The sequence below is a fragment of the Vibrio sp. JZG10 genome, assembly GCF_054064075.1.
This window is the reverse complement of record NZ_JBSUGE010000016.1, coordinates 69,247-83,056: the sequence shown is the minus strand read 5'-3', so window position 1 is coordinate 83,056 and position 13,810 is coordinate 69,247. Positions and strand designations below refer to the sequence as shown.

Here is a 13,810-nt window from a genome sequence, read left to right as displayed (position 1 = left end):
AGGTTATGCTTCTCCGCAACACAAACCATGTCGAGGACCAAATTCAAACTGAGATCTTAGGCTCATGATATGGTCAATCATCGCTTGTACTCGTCGCGTTCGGTTTGCGCCAGGACGATAGACTAAATAAATAGGCATTGGTACCGTGTGCCATTGAGGTAAAACTCTGACTAAGGAGCCATTTTCCAGCTCTTGCGTCATGTTTTGCATAGGTAAGTTAGCGATTCCTAATCCTTTGAGTGCGCCTTTTAATACCGCTTCTACGGTGGTGCTAGAGAAGTTACTGCTTACCGAGACGTTGACGGTGCTGTCCTGCGAAATCAACGTCCAAGGGCCTATCTCTGAAACATACTGGTATCTCAAACAGTTGTGTGTTGTCAGATCTTCTGGAGTCTCAGGTACACCGCACTCAGCTAAATACTCAGGACTGGCGGCCAATACTCGGGTGGTGTAGCCCAATTTTTTAGCAATCAGTCGATCATCGACGATCTGGCCGACTCGAATTGCCATATCAAAACCGTGTGAAAACAGATCAACAAAATCGTTCGATGCTTCTAACGCAATTTGTACTTTTGGCCATTGTTTTAAAAATGGTAAAAAGATGTGCTCAGCCATATACGCATCCAAGGCTGGCGGCGCAGCAATGCGAAGCCGACCTTGGATCTGCTGTTCCATTTCCTGAACGTCTTGACCAATCGAGTGAAATTCCTCAACTAAGCTTGCAGCACGCTCTAAAACCATTTGACCAGCTTCGGTAATCACCAACTTTCGGGTCGTGCGCTCTAGGAGCTTGGCTTCAAAGTGTTGTTCGAGTTTGGTTATGGCTTTACTAACAGTAGATTTTGGTAGGTTTAACTCCGCCGCGCACTTGGTTAAGCTCAGTAGTCGACAGCTTGTGACAAAGATAGAGAGCGTCCTAAAGTCAATTGTTTCTAAATTTCGAACAATCACTTTCAATTATCCATATTGTTTCAATATTGATCTGATTATAGTCTGGCTCTTCATCCTTAGCCATCAAGTTATTGTCATTTGAGGTAAACAACATGTCCAACTCTGTAGACTTATTTTCTCCTATCGAACTCGGTCAATTAGCATTAGATAACCGTGCCATTATGGCCCCTTTAACGCGCGCTCGTGCCAGCGCAGATCATATCCCGAATGACCTTATGGTTGAGTACTATGCTCAACGCGCGAGTGCTGGACTTATCATTGCTGAATGCACCATGGTGATGGAAGGAACGTCTGCTTTTATGGCAGAACCGGGCATTTATAACGAAGAACAAATTGCAGCTTGGAAAAAGGTAACGGATGCGGTTCATGAAAGAGGCGGTAAGATCGTATTGCAAATTTGGCATGCGGGACGCGCTTGTCATCCTGAACTGAATGACGGGAAAACGCCTGTTGCAGCGAGCGCACTAGCCATTCGTGATGAGTTAGTTCATACCCCTTCAGGTAAGCAAGCATATACGGTACCACGAGCACTCGAAGTGGATGAGATAGCTTCCATTGTGGCAGCGTTTAAGCAAGGTGCGGAAAACGCCAAGAGAGCAGGCTTTGATGGTGTGGAGATACATGGCGCCAATGGTTATCTTATCGATAACTTTCTTCGTGATGGTTCGAATTTACGTACTGATGAATACGGTGGCTCAGTCGAAAATCGTGCCCGTTTTTTACTTGAGATAGTTAAAGAAGTGGTCGAGGTATGGGGACCTGGAAGAGTAGGGCTGCGCACATCACCATTAAATGGATTTAATGACATGAAAGACAGCGATCCGGTTGGCTTGGTTCGTTACTTAGCTAAGCAACTTAATGCTTTCGATCTTGCTTATTGGCACGTGATGCGTGCGGATCTAAAGGGCGTACAAAAAGCAGATGTTCTCAAGCCAGCACGCGAAAACTATCAAGGTTACCTAATGGCCAACGTGGGCTACAGTGCACAAGAAGCGACAACGGCAATTGCAGAAAATCAAGTTGATGTGGTCGCATTTGGCGTTCCATTTATCGCCAACCCAGATTTAGTTGAGCGATTTAAGAAAAATGCACCTCTTAATGAGGCAAAACCTGAGCACTTTTATTTAGGTGGAGCAGAAGGTTATACCGATTACCCAGTAATGGCATAATCCTTACTTGTTCAATATAAAAAGGACGCTAATGTTAGCGTCCTTTTTCGTTTCTTTAGTTGTTTAACCTTGCGGTTTCACGACCATCACATTGATTGGAGAATATTCCACGACCTTACTTGCGACAGAGCCAAGCATTACTTTATTGATTTTAGAACGCTTGTGACTTGGCATAATGATGAGATCAGCGCCCAAGCGCTCTGCATAATCAAGAATCGTCGCGTAGGCTTTGCCCTCAGCAACATGTACTTGGTACACCACATCTTCAGCAATATGCTTATTGGCAAAAGCTTTTAATTGCTGCTTCACGTCTTGCTTCATTTTGGCTGCTGCATCTTTTGGGAAGTATGTAGCAACCATCGACATGTGAATACCAGGTAGTACTGTTAGAAGGTGGATTTGCGCATTCGCTTGCTTTGCCTGCCAAACCGCTAGTTCAACCGCTCGGTCTGAAAAGCCTTGGTCATTTAGATCAACCGGAACAAGAATTTGTTTGTACATTCAATGTCTCTCACTAAGGCCCCTTGTCCTCGGGGCCAAATCGGTTATGCGCTCAATTGTTCCTTACGAGCACGACGTTTTTGGTTCATGGCAAGCACCAGCAAAATCATTAAGCATGGCACAAATACCCATTCTTTCATCGGACGTTCTGCATCTTGGATAACCCACTTGATCTCCCAATCAAAGTCGATACCTGCAGACTCTGCCGGGCTACCAAACTCGACCATATCGACAATCATTTTGTTGTCGCTTTCGGTCAGCATCAGACCCATAGACGAAATACGTGCTTCCGCTGTTGTCGCACTGTCTTCGAATGGAAGACGAACCGTTTTCTCGATGTAGTCGCCCTCAAGGTTTTCGCCGGCAACACGTAGCTCCAATGATTCTCCTACATTTAGCGTTTCCGTGATTTGAGCTACCTCAACGCCAGGAGAAAGAACTTTCGCTGGATACAGCATGTCCCACCAAAAACCAGGACGGAAAAACGAAAATGTCAGTACTAATAATAGAACGGTTTCCCACCACTTGTTACGCGTGAACCACCATCCTTGTGTTGCGGCGGAGAAGATCAGCATCGCAATGATCGATGAGATGACAGTGAGTGCTAAATGCCACCAAGAGTCTATCCCCATCAACAGTAGTTGGGTATTGAACACAAACATGAATGGCAAAATGGCGGTTCGAATATCGTAAGTAAAGCCTTGGATACCTGTACGAATTGGGTCTGATTTAGCAATCGCAGCCGCCGCAAATGCCGCAAGACCTACGGGTGGGGTGTCGTCGGCCAAAATACCAAAGTAGAAAACGAACAAGTGCACCGCAATGAGTGGGATGATCAAGCCATGTGCTGCACCTAGCGTGACAATAACCGGTGCCATCAACGTAGATACTACGATGTAGTTCGCCGTTGTCGGGAGACCCATCCCAAGAACCAAGCTGATTATTGCAGTAAACAGCAGCATAAGAATGATGCTACCGCCAGAGATAAACTCAACGAAGTCCGTCATGACCAGGCCGATACCCGTTAGGGTGACGACCCCAACTACGGTACCTGCCGCTGCCGTTGCAACGCCGATACCAATCATATTGCGAGCGCCAGCAACCAAGCTCTCTGCCAGATCGACGAAGCCATCTTTGGTTTGCTGAAGCATGTCACCTTGCTTTGATAACAGAGCAATCAATGGACGCTGAGTCAGCAAAATGAAAATCATGAACACCGTTGCCCAGAATGCTGAAAGACCTGGCGAGAAGCGCTCTACAGTCAGACACCAAACCAATACAACGATAGGCAGTAGATAGTGCAAACCAGATTTAACCGTTGGGCCAGGATCTGGTACTTCTGTTAACTCTGCATCAATCTCAATTGCGCCATCTTGCACATGATTTGCTGAGATCTTTACCAAGCCAACGTACGCAATTAACAGGGCAACCGTAACAATTGGCGTCGCGGCATCACCAAAGACATCTTTCGTCCAACCCACTCCGTAGTAAACCAATGCGCTGATCACACACAGTCCTAAGATTGTGCCAGTAAAGGAAAGCAAACTTTGCACTAACGTTGGGTTGTGGCGACGAGGAAGACCTGTCATACCCGCTTTACACGCCTCAAGGTGAACGATGTAAATCAAAGCGATGTAAGAGATAAGTGCCGGAAGTAGGGCAGCCTTAATCACCTCAACGTATGAGATACCGACATATTCCACCATCAAGAATGCCGCTGCGCCCATGATTGGTGGTGTTAACTGACCATTAGTTGAGGCGGCAACTTCAACGGCTCCCGCTTTAGTGCCCGGAAAACCGACACGTTTCATCAATGGGATGGTAAAGGTACCAGTGGTTACCACGTTTGCGATTGAAGAGCCAGAAACAAGCCCGGATAAACCAGATGCAACAACGGCTGCTTTTGCAGGACCACCTTTCATATGACCCAGTAAAGAAAAGGCGACTTTAATGAAGTAAGCACCTGCGCCAGCACGTTCCAGCATGGCGCCAAACAATACAAACAAGAACACAAAAGAGGTTGAAACGCCTAATGCGACACCGAATACACCTTCCGTTGTTAGCCATAAGTGAGACATGGCCTTGTTTAAGCTCGCTCCTTTATGCGCGATGACATCGGGCATGTAAGGGCCTGCAAAGGTGTAAGTAAGGAAGACAGCAGCAACCACCATCAGTGGTGGACCGAGCGCTCGGCGTGTTGCCTCTAAAAGGAGAACCATACCGATGACAGCAACGACGATATCTGCCGTTGTTGGTGCACCGGAACGTCCAGCTAGCTCGGTATAAAAAAGGTAAATATATGCCGCAGAAAAACTACCTGCTAGCGCCAATATCCAATCGACAAGAGGGATATGATCGCGAGGGGAATTTTTCATCGCTGGATAAGCAGTGAAAGCCAAGAAGATCGCGAAAGTGAGGTGGATTGATCGCGCTTCCGTGTCGTTCAGTACGCCGAAATTAAAAATAAATGGTAGCGGAGATGCGTACCATAATTGAAATAGTGACCAACACAGAGGAACAAACCAAAGGATTCGTCCTTGCATTCCCGAGGGGCTACGTGCACCTGTGTCTGCCTGAGCCACCATTTCTTGCACATCTTGTGACGGAGCTTGATTCGTCGCCATGTACTTTTTCCTTATTATTGATGGTCCTGTCGGATTTTTATCGAGAACCACACTTCGCCTTTATCAGTGTAGCGAATGGAGCGAAGTTTGCTTTCGAGTATTTTGCTGCCTGAACTCAAAGTGTTGAATTTTGGAGACTCTGCTAGGCGGCGTTTAAGTTTTTCTTGGGTATGAACTCGCAATTTTCGGAAGAAAACTGGCGAATGAAGCATGCAGTTAGCACGTGCTACAACCTGCATGCTCAAACAGGCAGAAAACCATCTTTTCCTGCCTGTGAGCTTGGAGTCTGAGGAAGTTACTTAAGTAGACCCACTTCTTTGTAGTATTTTTCTGCACCTGGGTGAAGAGGGATAGATAGACCCGCTTTCACCATGTCTTCTTTTTTCAGGTTTGCAAACGCAGGGTGTAGACGTTTGAACGTATCGAAGTTTTCAAACACGGCTTTTGCAACGTTGTAAGCGACATCGTCTGAAACGTCTGCTGTTGTAACCATCGTTGCTGCAACACCAAAGCTGTTTACGTCTTTGTCTGTGCCACGATACATGCCAGCTGGCACTGAGCTAAAGGCGTAGTATGGGTTATCAGCAACAATCTTATCGATTTTCGGGCCTGTTGCAGAAACTAGCTTAGCATCACATGATGTTGTTGCTTCTTTGATTGAACCGTTCGGGTGACCCACCATGTAAATGAATGCGTCAATTTTGTTGTCACAAAGTGCTTGAGAACGCTCAGAGCCCTTTAGCTCAGAAGCCAATTTGAAGCTGTCGTTTGTCCAGCCCATCGCTTCCATAACAACGCCCATGGTTGCACGGTCACCAGAGCCAGGGTTACCGATGTTTACGCGCTTACCTTTTAGGTCTTCAACGTTTTCGATACCTGAATCTGCACGAGCAATGATGTTGAAAGGTTCTGTATGAAGAGAGAACATTGCACGTAGCTTTTTGTACGGGCCTTGTTCCGCAAACTTACTCGTACCGTTGTAGCCGTGGTACTGCCAATCCGATTGCACGATACCAAAATCTAACTCGCCAGCACGGATAGTGTTAACGTTGTAAATAGAGCCGCCAGTCGATTCTACTGAACAACGAATGTTGTGTTCTTTACGACCTTTATTGACCAATTTACAGATAGCACCACCAGTAGGGTAGTAAACACCTGTAACAGAGCCAGTACCGATAGTAATAAACTCTTGAGCGTTAACTGCGCCTGCACCCATTACTGCTGCAGCGATAGCGCCTACTTTGAGAAGTTTGTTAAATGCCATGAATTTCCCTTCCTTATATTCATTATTTACCCGGAAATAACCATAAATCACTTCTGGAGTTTCCTATTTGGAAACGGCATCTTTTCCAATCCAATCGTTTGAAAAAGCGAGCGAATCATAACAAAAAATTGGCAGAAAATTATCCAATTGTTAAATGTTATAGTTGATAAGTCTGAATCTTGTGCAGGAGGATAGTGTTAGATTTGTGATTTAATTCTTTTTATAACAAACACTTAATAAGTATTAAGTGAACGAAGTGAAAAAGATCAATTGCGTGATGTTAATCACAAAATAGGTGGTTAAATAATGGTCTGGATAAGCAAAAAATTTACATAAATCATGGGCTACAAAATGAGATTTCTTTTATAGCCCACAAAGAGTTAGCTGATCTAAATGTGAAAGAACTTAGCCAGTGTATTCGAACAGTTCACACACTGATTTGAACAACTGTTCAGTCGTAATCGCCATCGTTGGAGTGATAAAGATAGTGTCATCACCTGCAACAACACCAAGAATACCTTCGGATTTACCCAGTGAGTCAAGCAAGCGAGCAATCAACTGCGCAGCACCAGGGCCAGTATGGATAACAACTAATGCCGCGTTATGGTCAATGTCTAGCACCAGTTCACGCAAAGAGCTGCTTACAGTCGGTACGCCTAGCTCAGCAGGAAGGCAGTAAACCATTTCCATTTTTGCATTGCGTGTGCGGACGGCGCCAAATTTAGTCAGCATGCGTGATACTTTCGATTGGTTAATGCTTTCAAATCCTTGTTGTTTGAGTGCATCAACAATCTCACCCTGTGAGCCAAAGCTCTCTTCTTTTAATAGGGCTTTAAAGGCGCGGACTAAGTTGTCTTGTTTTTCTGAATTGCGCATAGTCATTACGAATCTCTTATTACGGGTCAGCAATTTTGCATATTCTCGCATATATATTCATGCGGTGCCAAAGAGTCCCAGTATTATGTTAGTTACGTCACTGTAAACTATATACCACATGGAATTCTTTAACTATATGAAGTAGGGCTGTTTTTGTTTTCTTGAATTCCTTGTCATTTCAACAGAATAAAAGAATAATCCAAGCCCCATTTGTAGCACGGTAACAGCGAGTTGCGCGAGGTCGCAAAGCTAGCGTTAATTGATTGTAATCAAGTTGTGATTCCGATAGCTTTATTTAAGTTGGTTACAAACTACCCTACGAATACGTTTATAAGAGAAATACTCTCAAGGAGAACTACATGAAAGTAGCCGTTATTGGTGCCGCTGGTGGCATCGGTCAAGCCCTGGCCCTTCTACTTAAGAACCGTCTTCCTGCTGGTTCTGATTTAGCCCTATACGATATTGCTCCAGTAACTCCTGGTGTGGCTGCTGACCTTAGCCACATCCCGACGCCAGTTTCTATCAAAGGTTACGCGGGTGAAGATCCTACTCCAGCACTAGAAGGTGCGGATGTTGTGCTGATTTCTGCAGGTGTTGCTCGCAAGCCTGGTATGGATCGCGCGGATCTATTCAATGTAAATGCTGGTATCGTTAAGTCGCTAGCGGAGAAGATTGCGGTTGTTTGTCCGAAAGCTTGTGTTGGTATCATCACAAACCCGGTAAATACAACAGTGCCAATTGCCGCTGAAGTACTTAAGAAAGCGGGTGTTTACGATAAGCGTCGCTTGTTCGGTGTAACAACACTTGACGTTATCCGTTCAGAAACATTCGTTGCAGAGCTAAAAGACAAAGATCCAGGTGACATTCGCGTACCTGTTATAGGTGGTCACTCTGGCGTAACGATCTTACCTCTACTGTCTCAAGTGGAAGGCGTTGACTTTACAGCTGAAGAAGTAGAAGCATTAACGAAACGTATTCAAAACGCAGGTACCGAAGTTGTAGAAGCGAAAGCGGGTGGTGGTAGTGCAACACTATCAATGGGCCAAGCTGCATGTCGCTTTGGTCTGTCTCTAGTTCGTGCCCTTCAAGGTGAAGAAGGCGTAGTTGAATGTGCATACGTTGAAGGCGACGGTGAGCATGCGACTTACTTTGCACAGCCTGTGAAACTAGGTAAAGAAGGCGTAGAAGAAGTACTAAGCTACGGCAAACTCAGCGACTACGAAAAGTCTGCACTAGACGGTATGCTAGAAACACTAAATGGCGACATCAATATTGGTGTTGAATTCGCAAAGTAATCTAGAAAGCTCGAATAAGAAGAAAGCCGATCAAAATGATCGGCTTTTTTGATCTTTGGCTTCTCTGCTTCGTAAAATTACTTGATCAAAACAACGTGGTGAAGGAGAAGATGATGGAAGCAAGTCGAATCCGTAAAGGCATGGTTGTTGAATGCCAGCAGGGCGTAGGTACGATATTGGTGGTCGACCGTGAAGCAGAGACGGTACTGTTGTCGAAACAAGGTTCTGATCAGCAGATTGCGGTTAGCTTTGATGAAATAGAAGATGACCCACAACTGCATGGCGGTAGTGACAGATATTACTAGCGCTTATCACGGCATTAGGTATCAGATACAAAAAAGGAAGAGCTTGCTCTTCCTTTTTGTTTTAAGTCTTGCGTTATGGGTTGCTATGATTACTTCGTGCGTTGTACCGCGACATGAGCCAGAGTAATAAGCGCTTGCTTGTATTCAGATTCCGGCAATACTGATAGTTCTTCGATTGCTTTGTCTGCTTCTTCTAGTGCTTTTTGCGTCGTGTATTCCAGAGATCCGGCCTCTTTCATCACCGCGAGAATTTCTTCTAAGCGATCCATGCCATTGGCCTTCTCAATTGCTTCGCGAATCATGAGGGCATTGTCTGGCGTGGTATTACGCATAGTGTGAAGTAGAGGCAAAGTTGGCTTGCCTTCAGCCAAATCATCCCCCACATTTTTACCCATGTCTTCGCCATCAGAGGTGTAATCCATGACGTCATCAATAAGCTGAAACGCAGTACCCAAATACTTACCGTAATTTTGCATTGCGATTTCAACATGCTCAGGAGCATCGTTTAAGATTGCGCCAATTTGAGTTGCAGACTCAAATAAGCGTGCCGTCTTAGAGTAGATGACTTGCATGTAGCTTTCTTCTGTCGTGTCAGGATCGTTACAGTTCATCAACTGCTGAACTTCACCTTCGGCGATCACGTTTACGGCGTTGCTCATTAGCTTAAGGATCTTCATGGATCCTAGCTCCGTCATCATTTGGAATGAGCGAGTATAGATAAAGTCCCCAACTAACACGCTAGCAGCATTGCCAAATGCTGCATTCGCAGTTGCTTTACCGCGGCGCATGTCTGATTCGTCGACCACGTCATCATGCAGCAAAGTCGCTGTATGGATGAACTCAATAAACGCAGCTGCCATGGTATGACCGTTGCCTTGGTAACCAAGTGCGCGGGCTGACAGTATCGCTAAAAGCGGTCTCAGACGTTTGCCTCCACCACTCACGATATAAAAACCGAGCTGGTTGATTAAAGAGACATCAGAATTAAGTTGGGCTTGAATTGTTTCATTCACTTTTGCCATGTCATCGGCAGTAAGCGCTTGGATAGTTTTAAAATCCATCGTATATCCGGCTGAAGTTAGACCCTGCAAGGCTTATTCGATTTATATAATTGTCGAATAATACACTAAAAAACGTTGATTAATACATTACTAAAGGGCATGATTGCCGCACTTTTCTTTGGCGATTAGCTTTTCGCCAATTTTTTCAAAATATGGCTTGTCATAGGAGCATCTATTCTGTAGAATCTGCGCCCTATTGATGATTAGTTTAGCGCACACCCTCAAGAAAGGCTGTGCGGAAAAAGCGGAGTAAAATATGTACGCTGTTTTCCAATCTGGTGGTAAACAACACCGTGTAAGCGAAGGTCAAACTCTTCGTTTAGAGAAATTAGACGTTGAAACTGGTGCAACTGTAGAATTTGATAAAGTTCTTCTTGTTGCTAACGGCGAAGACATCAAAGTTGGTGCTCCTCTTGTAGAGGGCGGCAAAATTGTTGCTGAAGTTGTACAACACGGTCGTGGCGATAAAGTTAAAATCGTTAAGTTCCGTCGTCGTAAGCACTCTCGTAAGCAACAGGGTCACCGTCAGTGGTTCACTGAAGTGAAGATCACTGGTATCAACGCTTAATCTATTAGGAGAGTTTAACAATGGCACACAAAAAAGCTGGTGGTTCTACTCGTAACGGCCGCGATTCAGAAAGCAAACGTCTAGGTGTTAAGCGTTTCGGTGGTGAATCTGTACTTGCAGGTAACATCATCGTTCGTCAACGTGGTACTAAGTTCCACGCTGGTAACAACGTAGGTATCGGTAAAGACCACACTCTATTCGCTCTTACTGAAGGTAAAGTGAAGTTCGAAGTGAAAGGTCCTAAGAACCGTAAGTTTGTAAGCATCGAAGCTGAGTAATTAGGTTTTTACCAAGTTACTTAATAGCTTTAAGCTGAATTCAAAAGCCCTGCCGAATCGGCGGGGTTTTTTATTTATGGCAGTCGACATATCGAAGTTTCTCGTTTCCACCTTATTTGTGGGCTGGGAGCTTAGATCTGTCATCTGCTAAAATTGTCAGATGACAAAGTAGATTTAATCCACGCACGAAGTAGTCGGAGTAAAAGATGAAGTTCGTAGATGAAGCGGTAGTAAAAGTTCAGGCTGGCGACGGCGGTAGCGGCGTTGTGAGTTTCTGGCGTGAAAAGTTCATCACTAAAGGTGGCCCTGATGGCGGTGATGGTGGCGACGGTGGTGATGTTTATATCCAAGCCGATGAAAACCTTAACACTCTGATTGATTATCGTTTCCAGCGCTTCTACGAAGCGGAGCGTGGTGAGAATGGCCGCGGTGGTAACTGTACTGGTAAACGTGGTAAAGACATCGTTCTTCGTGTGCCTGTAGGTACGCGCGCAGTGGATATCCACACAAATGAAATCGTGGCAGAAGTTGCTGAACACGGTAAGAAAGTGATGATCGCAAAAGGCGGTTGGCACGGTCTAGGTAACACGCGTTTCAAATCTTCAGTAAACCGCGCGCCTCGTCAAAGAACATTAGGCACAAAAGGTGAAGTACGTGAAATTCGCCTTGAGCTATTGCTTCTTGCTGACGTTGGTATGCTTGGTCTACCTAATGCAGGTAAATCAACCTTTATCCGCGCAGTCTCAGCAGCAAAACCAAAAGTCGCTGATTACCCATTCACGACGTTGATCCCAAGCTTGGGCGTAGTGAGTGTCGTACCAGAGAAAAGCTTTGTTGTTGCAGACATTCCAGGTCTTATCGAAGGTGCAGCAGATGGCGCTGGTCTTGGTATTCGATTCTTGAAGCACTTAGAGCGTTGCCGAGTGTTGCTGCACATGATCGATATTATGCCAATTGATCAGTCTGATCCGGTGCAAAATGCACTGACGATCATTGATGAGCTAGAGCAATACAGTGAAAAACTGGCAAGCAAGCCACGCTGGTTAGTATTCAACAAAGTTGATTTAATGCCTGAAGAAGAAGCGAATGAGAAGATCCAAGAAATCTTAGACGCACTAGGCTGGGAAGACGAGTACTTTAAGATCTCGGCGATCAATCGTAACGGTACTAAAGAGCTTTGTTACAAATTGGCTGACTTTATGGATAACCTACCTCGCGAAGAGGAAGAAGTGGCTGAAGAAGATAAAGTTAACTTCATGTGGGATGACTACCATAAAGATGCGATGGCGGGTAAAGACGTTATCACTGAAGATGATGACGACGATTGGGATGATTGGGACGATGAAGAAGATGACGGTCACGTTGTCTACGTTCGTGACTAATCAGAACCGTCAAACAATGCCTGTTTGTCTATAATTCATTAAGCCGCAATTTATTTATTGCGGCTTTTTTTGTATCTAAATCATATTTAGATGGTGTGATTTACGGCACAATAGCCGATACGTCGTGATTTTTGAGGGCTAGTTTGGACCTCTCGCGTATGAATGAGCAACACCCTAAAAGGAATTAGACTGATTTATGACTCTAGAAACCATACCGTCTGGAGAGTTGGCGGTATCCACTCAACGATCTATTTCTCGCCTTGTTGCCCAAGCCGGGCAAATGCTACTCGCTCATGGTGCTGAAAGTACTCTGGTGAGCGATATTATGCGCCGTATTGGCCTTGCTTGTGGGGTTAATGAAGTTGCGGTTGCGCTATCAGCCAATGCACTGGTTGTAACGACGGTAATGGATGAACACTGCATCACCACCACCCGAAGTTGTGCCGATCGTGGCATTAATATGCGCGTTATTACGCAAATTCAACGTATCTGCATCATGATGGAGCGTGGGCTGCTCGATGCAACCATGGCGCAGAAAAAGCTGAACGCCATCAGTCCAGAGCGTTACAACCGCTGGTTGGTGGTGTTTATGATTGGCTTGTCATGCGCGGCATTCAGTCATCTGGCAGGTGGTGATTTGGGGGTATTTGTTATGACCTTTTTAGCATCAGCTGGTGGCATGATCGTTCGCCAAGAAATTGGTCATCGTCACTTTAATCCTTTACTGAACTTTGCAGCGACCGCCTTTGTCACGACCTTAATTTCTGCGCAAGCGGAAATCTACCAAATCGGCAATCTGCCCACAGTTGCAATGGCATCGTCGGTATTAATGCTCGTACCGGGTTTCCCATTGATTAACTCGGTGGCAGACATGCTGAAAGGGCACATTAACATGGGTATTGCCCGGTTTGTGATGGCCAGCTTACTGACGTTGGCGACGTGTTTGGGCATTGTTGCTGCGATGAGCGTTACTGGAATTTGGGGGTGGGCAATCTAATGAGTTTGTTTGAGTTGATGCTTGGCCTGCTGAATGACATGTTTTTCGCTGCGATTCCCGCTGTTGGATTTGCACTGGTTTTTAACGTACCACAAAGAGCTTTAGTGTATTGCGCTGTTGGCGGCGCGATTGGACACGGCAGCCGTTATTTGATGATGCAGTTTGGTATTCCCATTGAATGGGCGACCTTTTTTGCCGCGACGCTAGTTGGGATGATTGGTGTGTACTGGTCTCGCCGCTTTCTCGCGCACCCAAAAGTGTTCACTGTGGCAGCTTTGATCCCGATGGTACCTGGCGTGTTTGCTTACAAAGCAATGATAGCCATGGTTGAGATCAACCATATTGGTTATTCACCTGAGCTCGTTGCAACTTGTATGGAGAACTTTCTTAAGGCCATGTTTATTATTGCAGGCTTAGCGGTTGGCTTGGCAGTTCCAGGGTTACTTTTTTATCGAAGAAGACCAATTGTTTAGGCGATCGTTTGTTCTAAAGTGTTATTTAGGTATAATTTGCGCTCAAATTTCTTCAAGGTAAAGTAT

14 protein-coding genes are annotated in these 13,810 nt (G+C 45.3%); 8 read left to right on the top strand and 6 right to left on the bottom strand.

All coding sequences use genetic code 11. The features are described 5' to 3' along the window. Positions 1–3 precede the first annotated feature (3 nt). Positions 4–951 carry a LysR family transcriptional regulator gene (locus tag ACWYVB_RS17730; protein ID WP_005392310.1) on the bottom strand — a complete coding sequence of 316 codons (948 nt, stop codon included), beginning with the start codon at positions 949–951 and terminating at the stop codon, positions 4–6. Positions 952–1,043: 92 nt separating this feature from the next. Between ACWYVB_RS17730 and ACWYVB_RS17725 the strand changes: the two genes are divergently transcribed. Next, positions 1,044–2,120 (top strand): alkene reductase, encoded by a 1,077-nt coding sequence (locus ACWYVB_RS17725; RefSeq protein WP_046874038.1) that lies wholly within the window; start codon positions 1,044–1,046, stop codon positions 2,118–2,120. A gap of 63 nt (positions 2,121–2,183) precedes the next feature. On the opposite strand, the gene ACWYVB_RS17720 is transcribed toward ACWYVB_RS17725, so the two are convergent. The 4 genes from ACWYVB_RS17720 to argR all read right to left on the bottom strand — a co-directional run bounded on the left by ACWYVB_RS17720 (position 2,184) and on the right by argR (position 7,385). Beyond that, positions 2,184–2,621 (bottom strand): universal stress protein, encoded by a 438-nt coding sequence (locus tag ACWYVB_RS17720; protein ID WP_005392306.1) that lies wholly within the window; start codon positions 2,619–2,621, stop codon positions 2,184–2,186. Positions 2,622–2,665: 44 nt separating this feature from the next. Next, positions 2,666–5,245, bottom strand: a complete 2,580-nt coding sequence (locus tag ACWYVB_RS17715) for a TRAP transporter permease (protein ID WP_005392305.1) — start codon at positions 5,243–5,245, stop codon at positions 2,666–2,668. A gap of 295 nt (positions 5,246–5,540) precedes the next feature. Continuing rightward, positions 5,541–6,509: a TAXI family TRAP transporter solute-binding subunit gene (locus ACWYVB_RS17710; protein WP_005392302.1), complete on the bottom strand. Its 969-nt coding sequence runs from the start codon at positions 6,507–6,509 to the stop codon at positions 5,541–5,543. A 405-nt stretch (positions 6,510–6,914) separates the two neighbouring features. Beyond that, positions 6,915–7,385 (bottom strand): transcriptional regulator ArgR, encoded by a 471-nt coding sequence (gene argR / locus ACWYVB_RS17705; protein WP_031780246.1) that lies wholly within the window; start codon positions 7,383–7,385, stop codon positions 6,915–6,917. A gap of 359 nt (positions 7,386–7,744) precedes the next feature. On the opposite strand from argR, the gene mdh reads away from it, so the two are divergent. Both mdh and ACWYVB_RS17695 read left to right on the top strand, forming a co-directional pair. Further along, entirely contained in the window at positions 7,745–8,680 is a 936-nt protein-coding gene (mdh, locus tag ACWYVB_RS17700; RefSeq protein ID WP_046874036.1) for a malate dehydrogenase, read from the top strand. 113 nt (positions 8,681–8,793) lie between these two features. Further along, positions 8,794–8,985 carry a hypothetical protein gene (locus tag ACWYVB_RS17695; protein WP_005392299.1) on the top strand — a complete coding sequence of 64 codons (192 nt, stop codon included), beginning with the start codon at positions 8,794–8,796 and terminating at the stop codon, positions 8,983–8,985. 89 nt (positions 8,986–9,074) lie between these two features. Here the strand turns inward: ACWYVB_RS17695 and ispB are convergent, their stop codons facing one another. Beyond that, positions 9,075–10,046, bottom strand: coding sequence for an octaprenyl diphosphate synthase (ispB, locus tag ACWYVB_RS17690; protein ID WP_203346697.1), 972 nt, complete (start codon positions 10,044–10,046; stop codon positions 9,075–9,077). Positions 10,047–10,302: 256 nt separating this feature from the next. Between ispB and rplU the strand changes: the two genes are divergently transcribed. The 5 genes from rplU to ACWYVB_RS17665 all read left to right on the top strand — a co-directional run bounded on the left by rplU (position 10,303) and on the right by ACWYVB_RS17665 (position 13,744). Next, positions 10,303–10,614: a 50S ribosomal protein L21 gene (gene rplU / locus ACWYVB_RS17685; protein WP_005383096.1), complete on the top strand. Its 312-nt coding sequence runs from the start codon at positions 10,303–10,305 to the stop codon at positions 10,612–10,614. Positions 10,615–10,634: 20 nt separating this feature from the next. After that, complete coding sequence (gene rpmA / locus ACWYVB_RS17680) at positions 10,635–10,892, top strand: 50S ribosomal protein L27 (protein ID WP_005383095.1); 258 nt, start codon at positions 10,635–10,637, stop codon at positions 10,890–10,892. 206 nt (positions 10,893–11,098) lie between these two features. Continuing rightward, complete coding sequence (gene cgtA / locus ACWYVB_RS17675; RefSeq protein WP_005383091.1) at positions 11,099–12,274, top strand: Obg family GTPase CgtA; 1,176 nt, start codon at positions 11,099–11,101, stop codon at positions 12,272–12,274. 196 nt (positions 12,275–12,470) lie between these two features. Then, positions 12,471–13,271 (top strand): threonine/serine exporter family protein, encoded by an 801-nt coding sequence (locus ACWYVB_RS17670; RefSeq protein WP_203346696.1) that lies wholly within the window; start codon positions 12,471–12,473, stop codon positions 13,269–13,271. Then, a complete protein-coding gene (locus ACWYVB_RS17665) occupies positions 13,271–13,744 on the top strand; it encodes a threonine/serine exporter family protein (protein WP_203346695.1) in 474 nt (157 codons plus the stop codon). Before ACWYVB_RS17670 ends, ACWYVB_RS17665 begins: the two co-directional genes overlap by 1 nt. The last annotated feature ends 66 nt before the right edge of the window (positions 13,745–13,810 follow it).

Excerpts from the sequence above, each read along its gene's own strand:
- ACWYVB_RS17720 (WP_005392306.1), bottom strand. The coding sequence starts at position 2,621 with ATGTACAAACAAATTCTTGTTCCGGTTGATCTAAATGACCAAGGCTTT.
- ACWYVB_RS17665 (WP_203346695.1), top strand. The coding sequence starts at position 13,271 with ATGAGTTTGTTTGAGTTGATGCTTGGCCTGCTGAATGACATGTTTTTC.
- rplU (WP_005383096.1), top strand. The coding sequence starts at position 10,303 with ATGTACGCTGTTTTCCAATCTGGTGGTAAACAACACCGTGTAAGCGAA.
- rpmA (WP_005383095.1), top strand. The coding sequence starts at position 10,635 with ATGGCACACAAAAAAGCTGGTGGTTCTACTCGTAACGGCCGCGATTCA.
- ispB (WP_203346697.1), bottom strand. The coding sequence starts at position 10,046 with ATGGATTTTAAAACTATCCAAGCGCTTACTGCCGATGACATGGCAAAA.
- ACWYVB_RS17710 (WP_005392302.1), bottom strand. The coding sequence starts at position 6,509 with ATGGCATTTAACAAACTTCTCAAAGTAGGCGCTATCGCTGCAGCAGTA.
- ACWYVB_RS17725 (WP_046874038.1), top strand. The coding sequence starts at position 1,044 with ATGTCCAACTCTGTAGACTTATTTTCTCCTATCGAACTCGGTCAATTA.
- cgtA (WP_005383091.1), top strand. The coding sequence starts at position 11,099 with ATGAAGTTCGTAGATGAAGCGGTAGTAAAAGTTCAGGCTGGCGACGGC.
- ACWYVB_RS17695 (WP_005392299.1), top strand. The coding sequence starts at position 8,794 with ATGGAAGCAAGTCGAATCCGTAAAGGCATGGTTGTTGAATGCCAGCAG.
- argR (WP_031780246.1), bottom strand. The coding sequence starts at position 7,385 with ATGCGCAATTCAGAAAAACAAGACAACTTAGTCCGCGCCTTTAAAGCC.
- mdh (WP_046874036.1), top strand. The coding sequence starts at position 7,745 with ATGAAAGTAGCCGTTATTGGTGCCGCTGGTGGCATCGGTCAAGCCCTG.
- ACWYVB_RS17670 (WP_203346696.1), top strand. The coding sequence starts at position 12,471 with ATGACTCTAGAAACCATACCGTCTGGAGAGTTGGCGGTATCCACTCAA.
- ACWYVB_RS17715 (WP_005392305.1), bottom strand. The coding sequence starts at position 5,245 with ATGGCGACGAATCAAGCTCCGTCACAAGATGTGCAAGAAATGGTGGCT.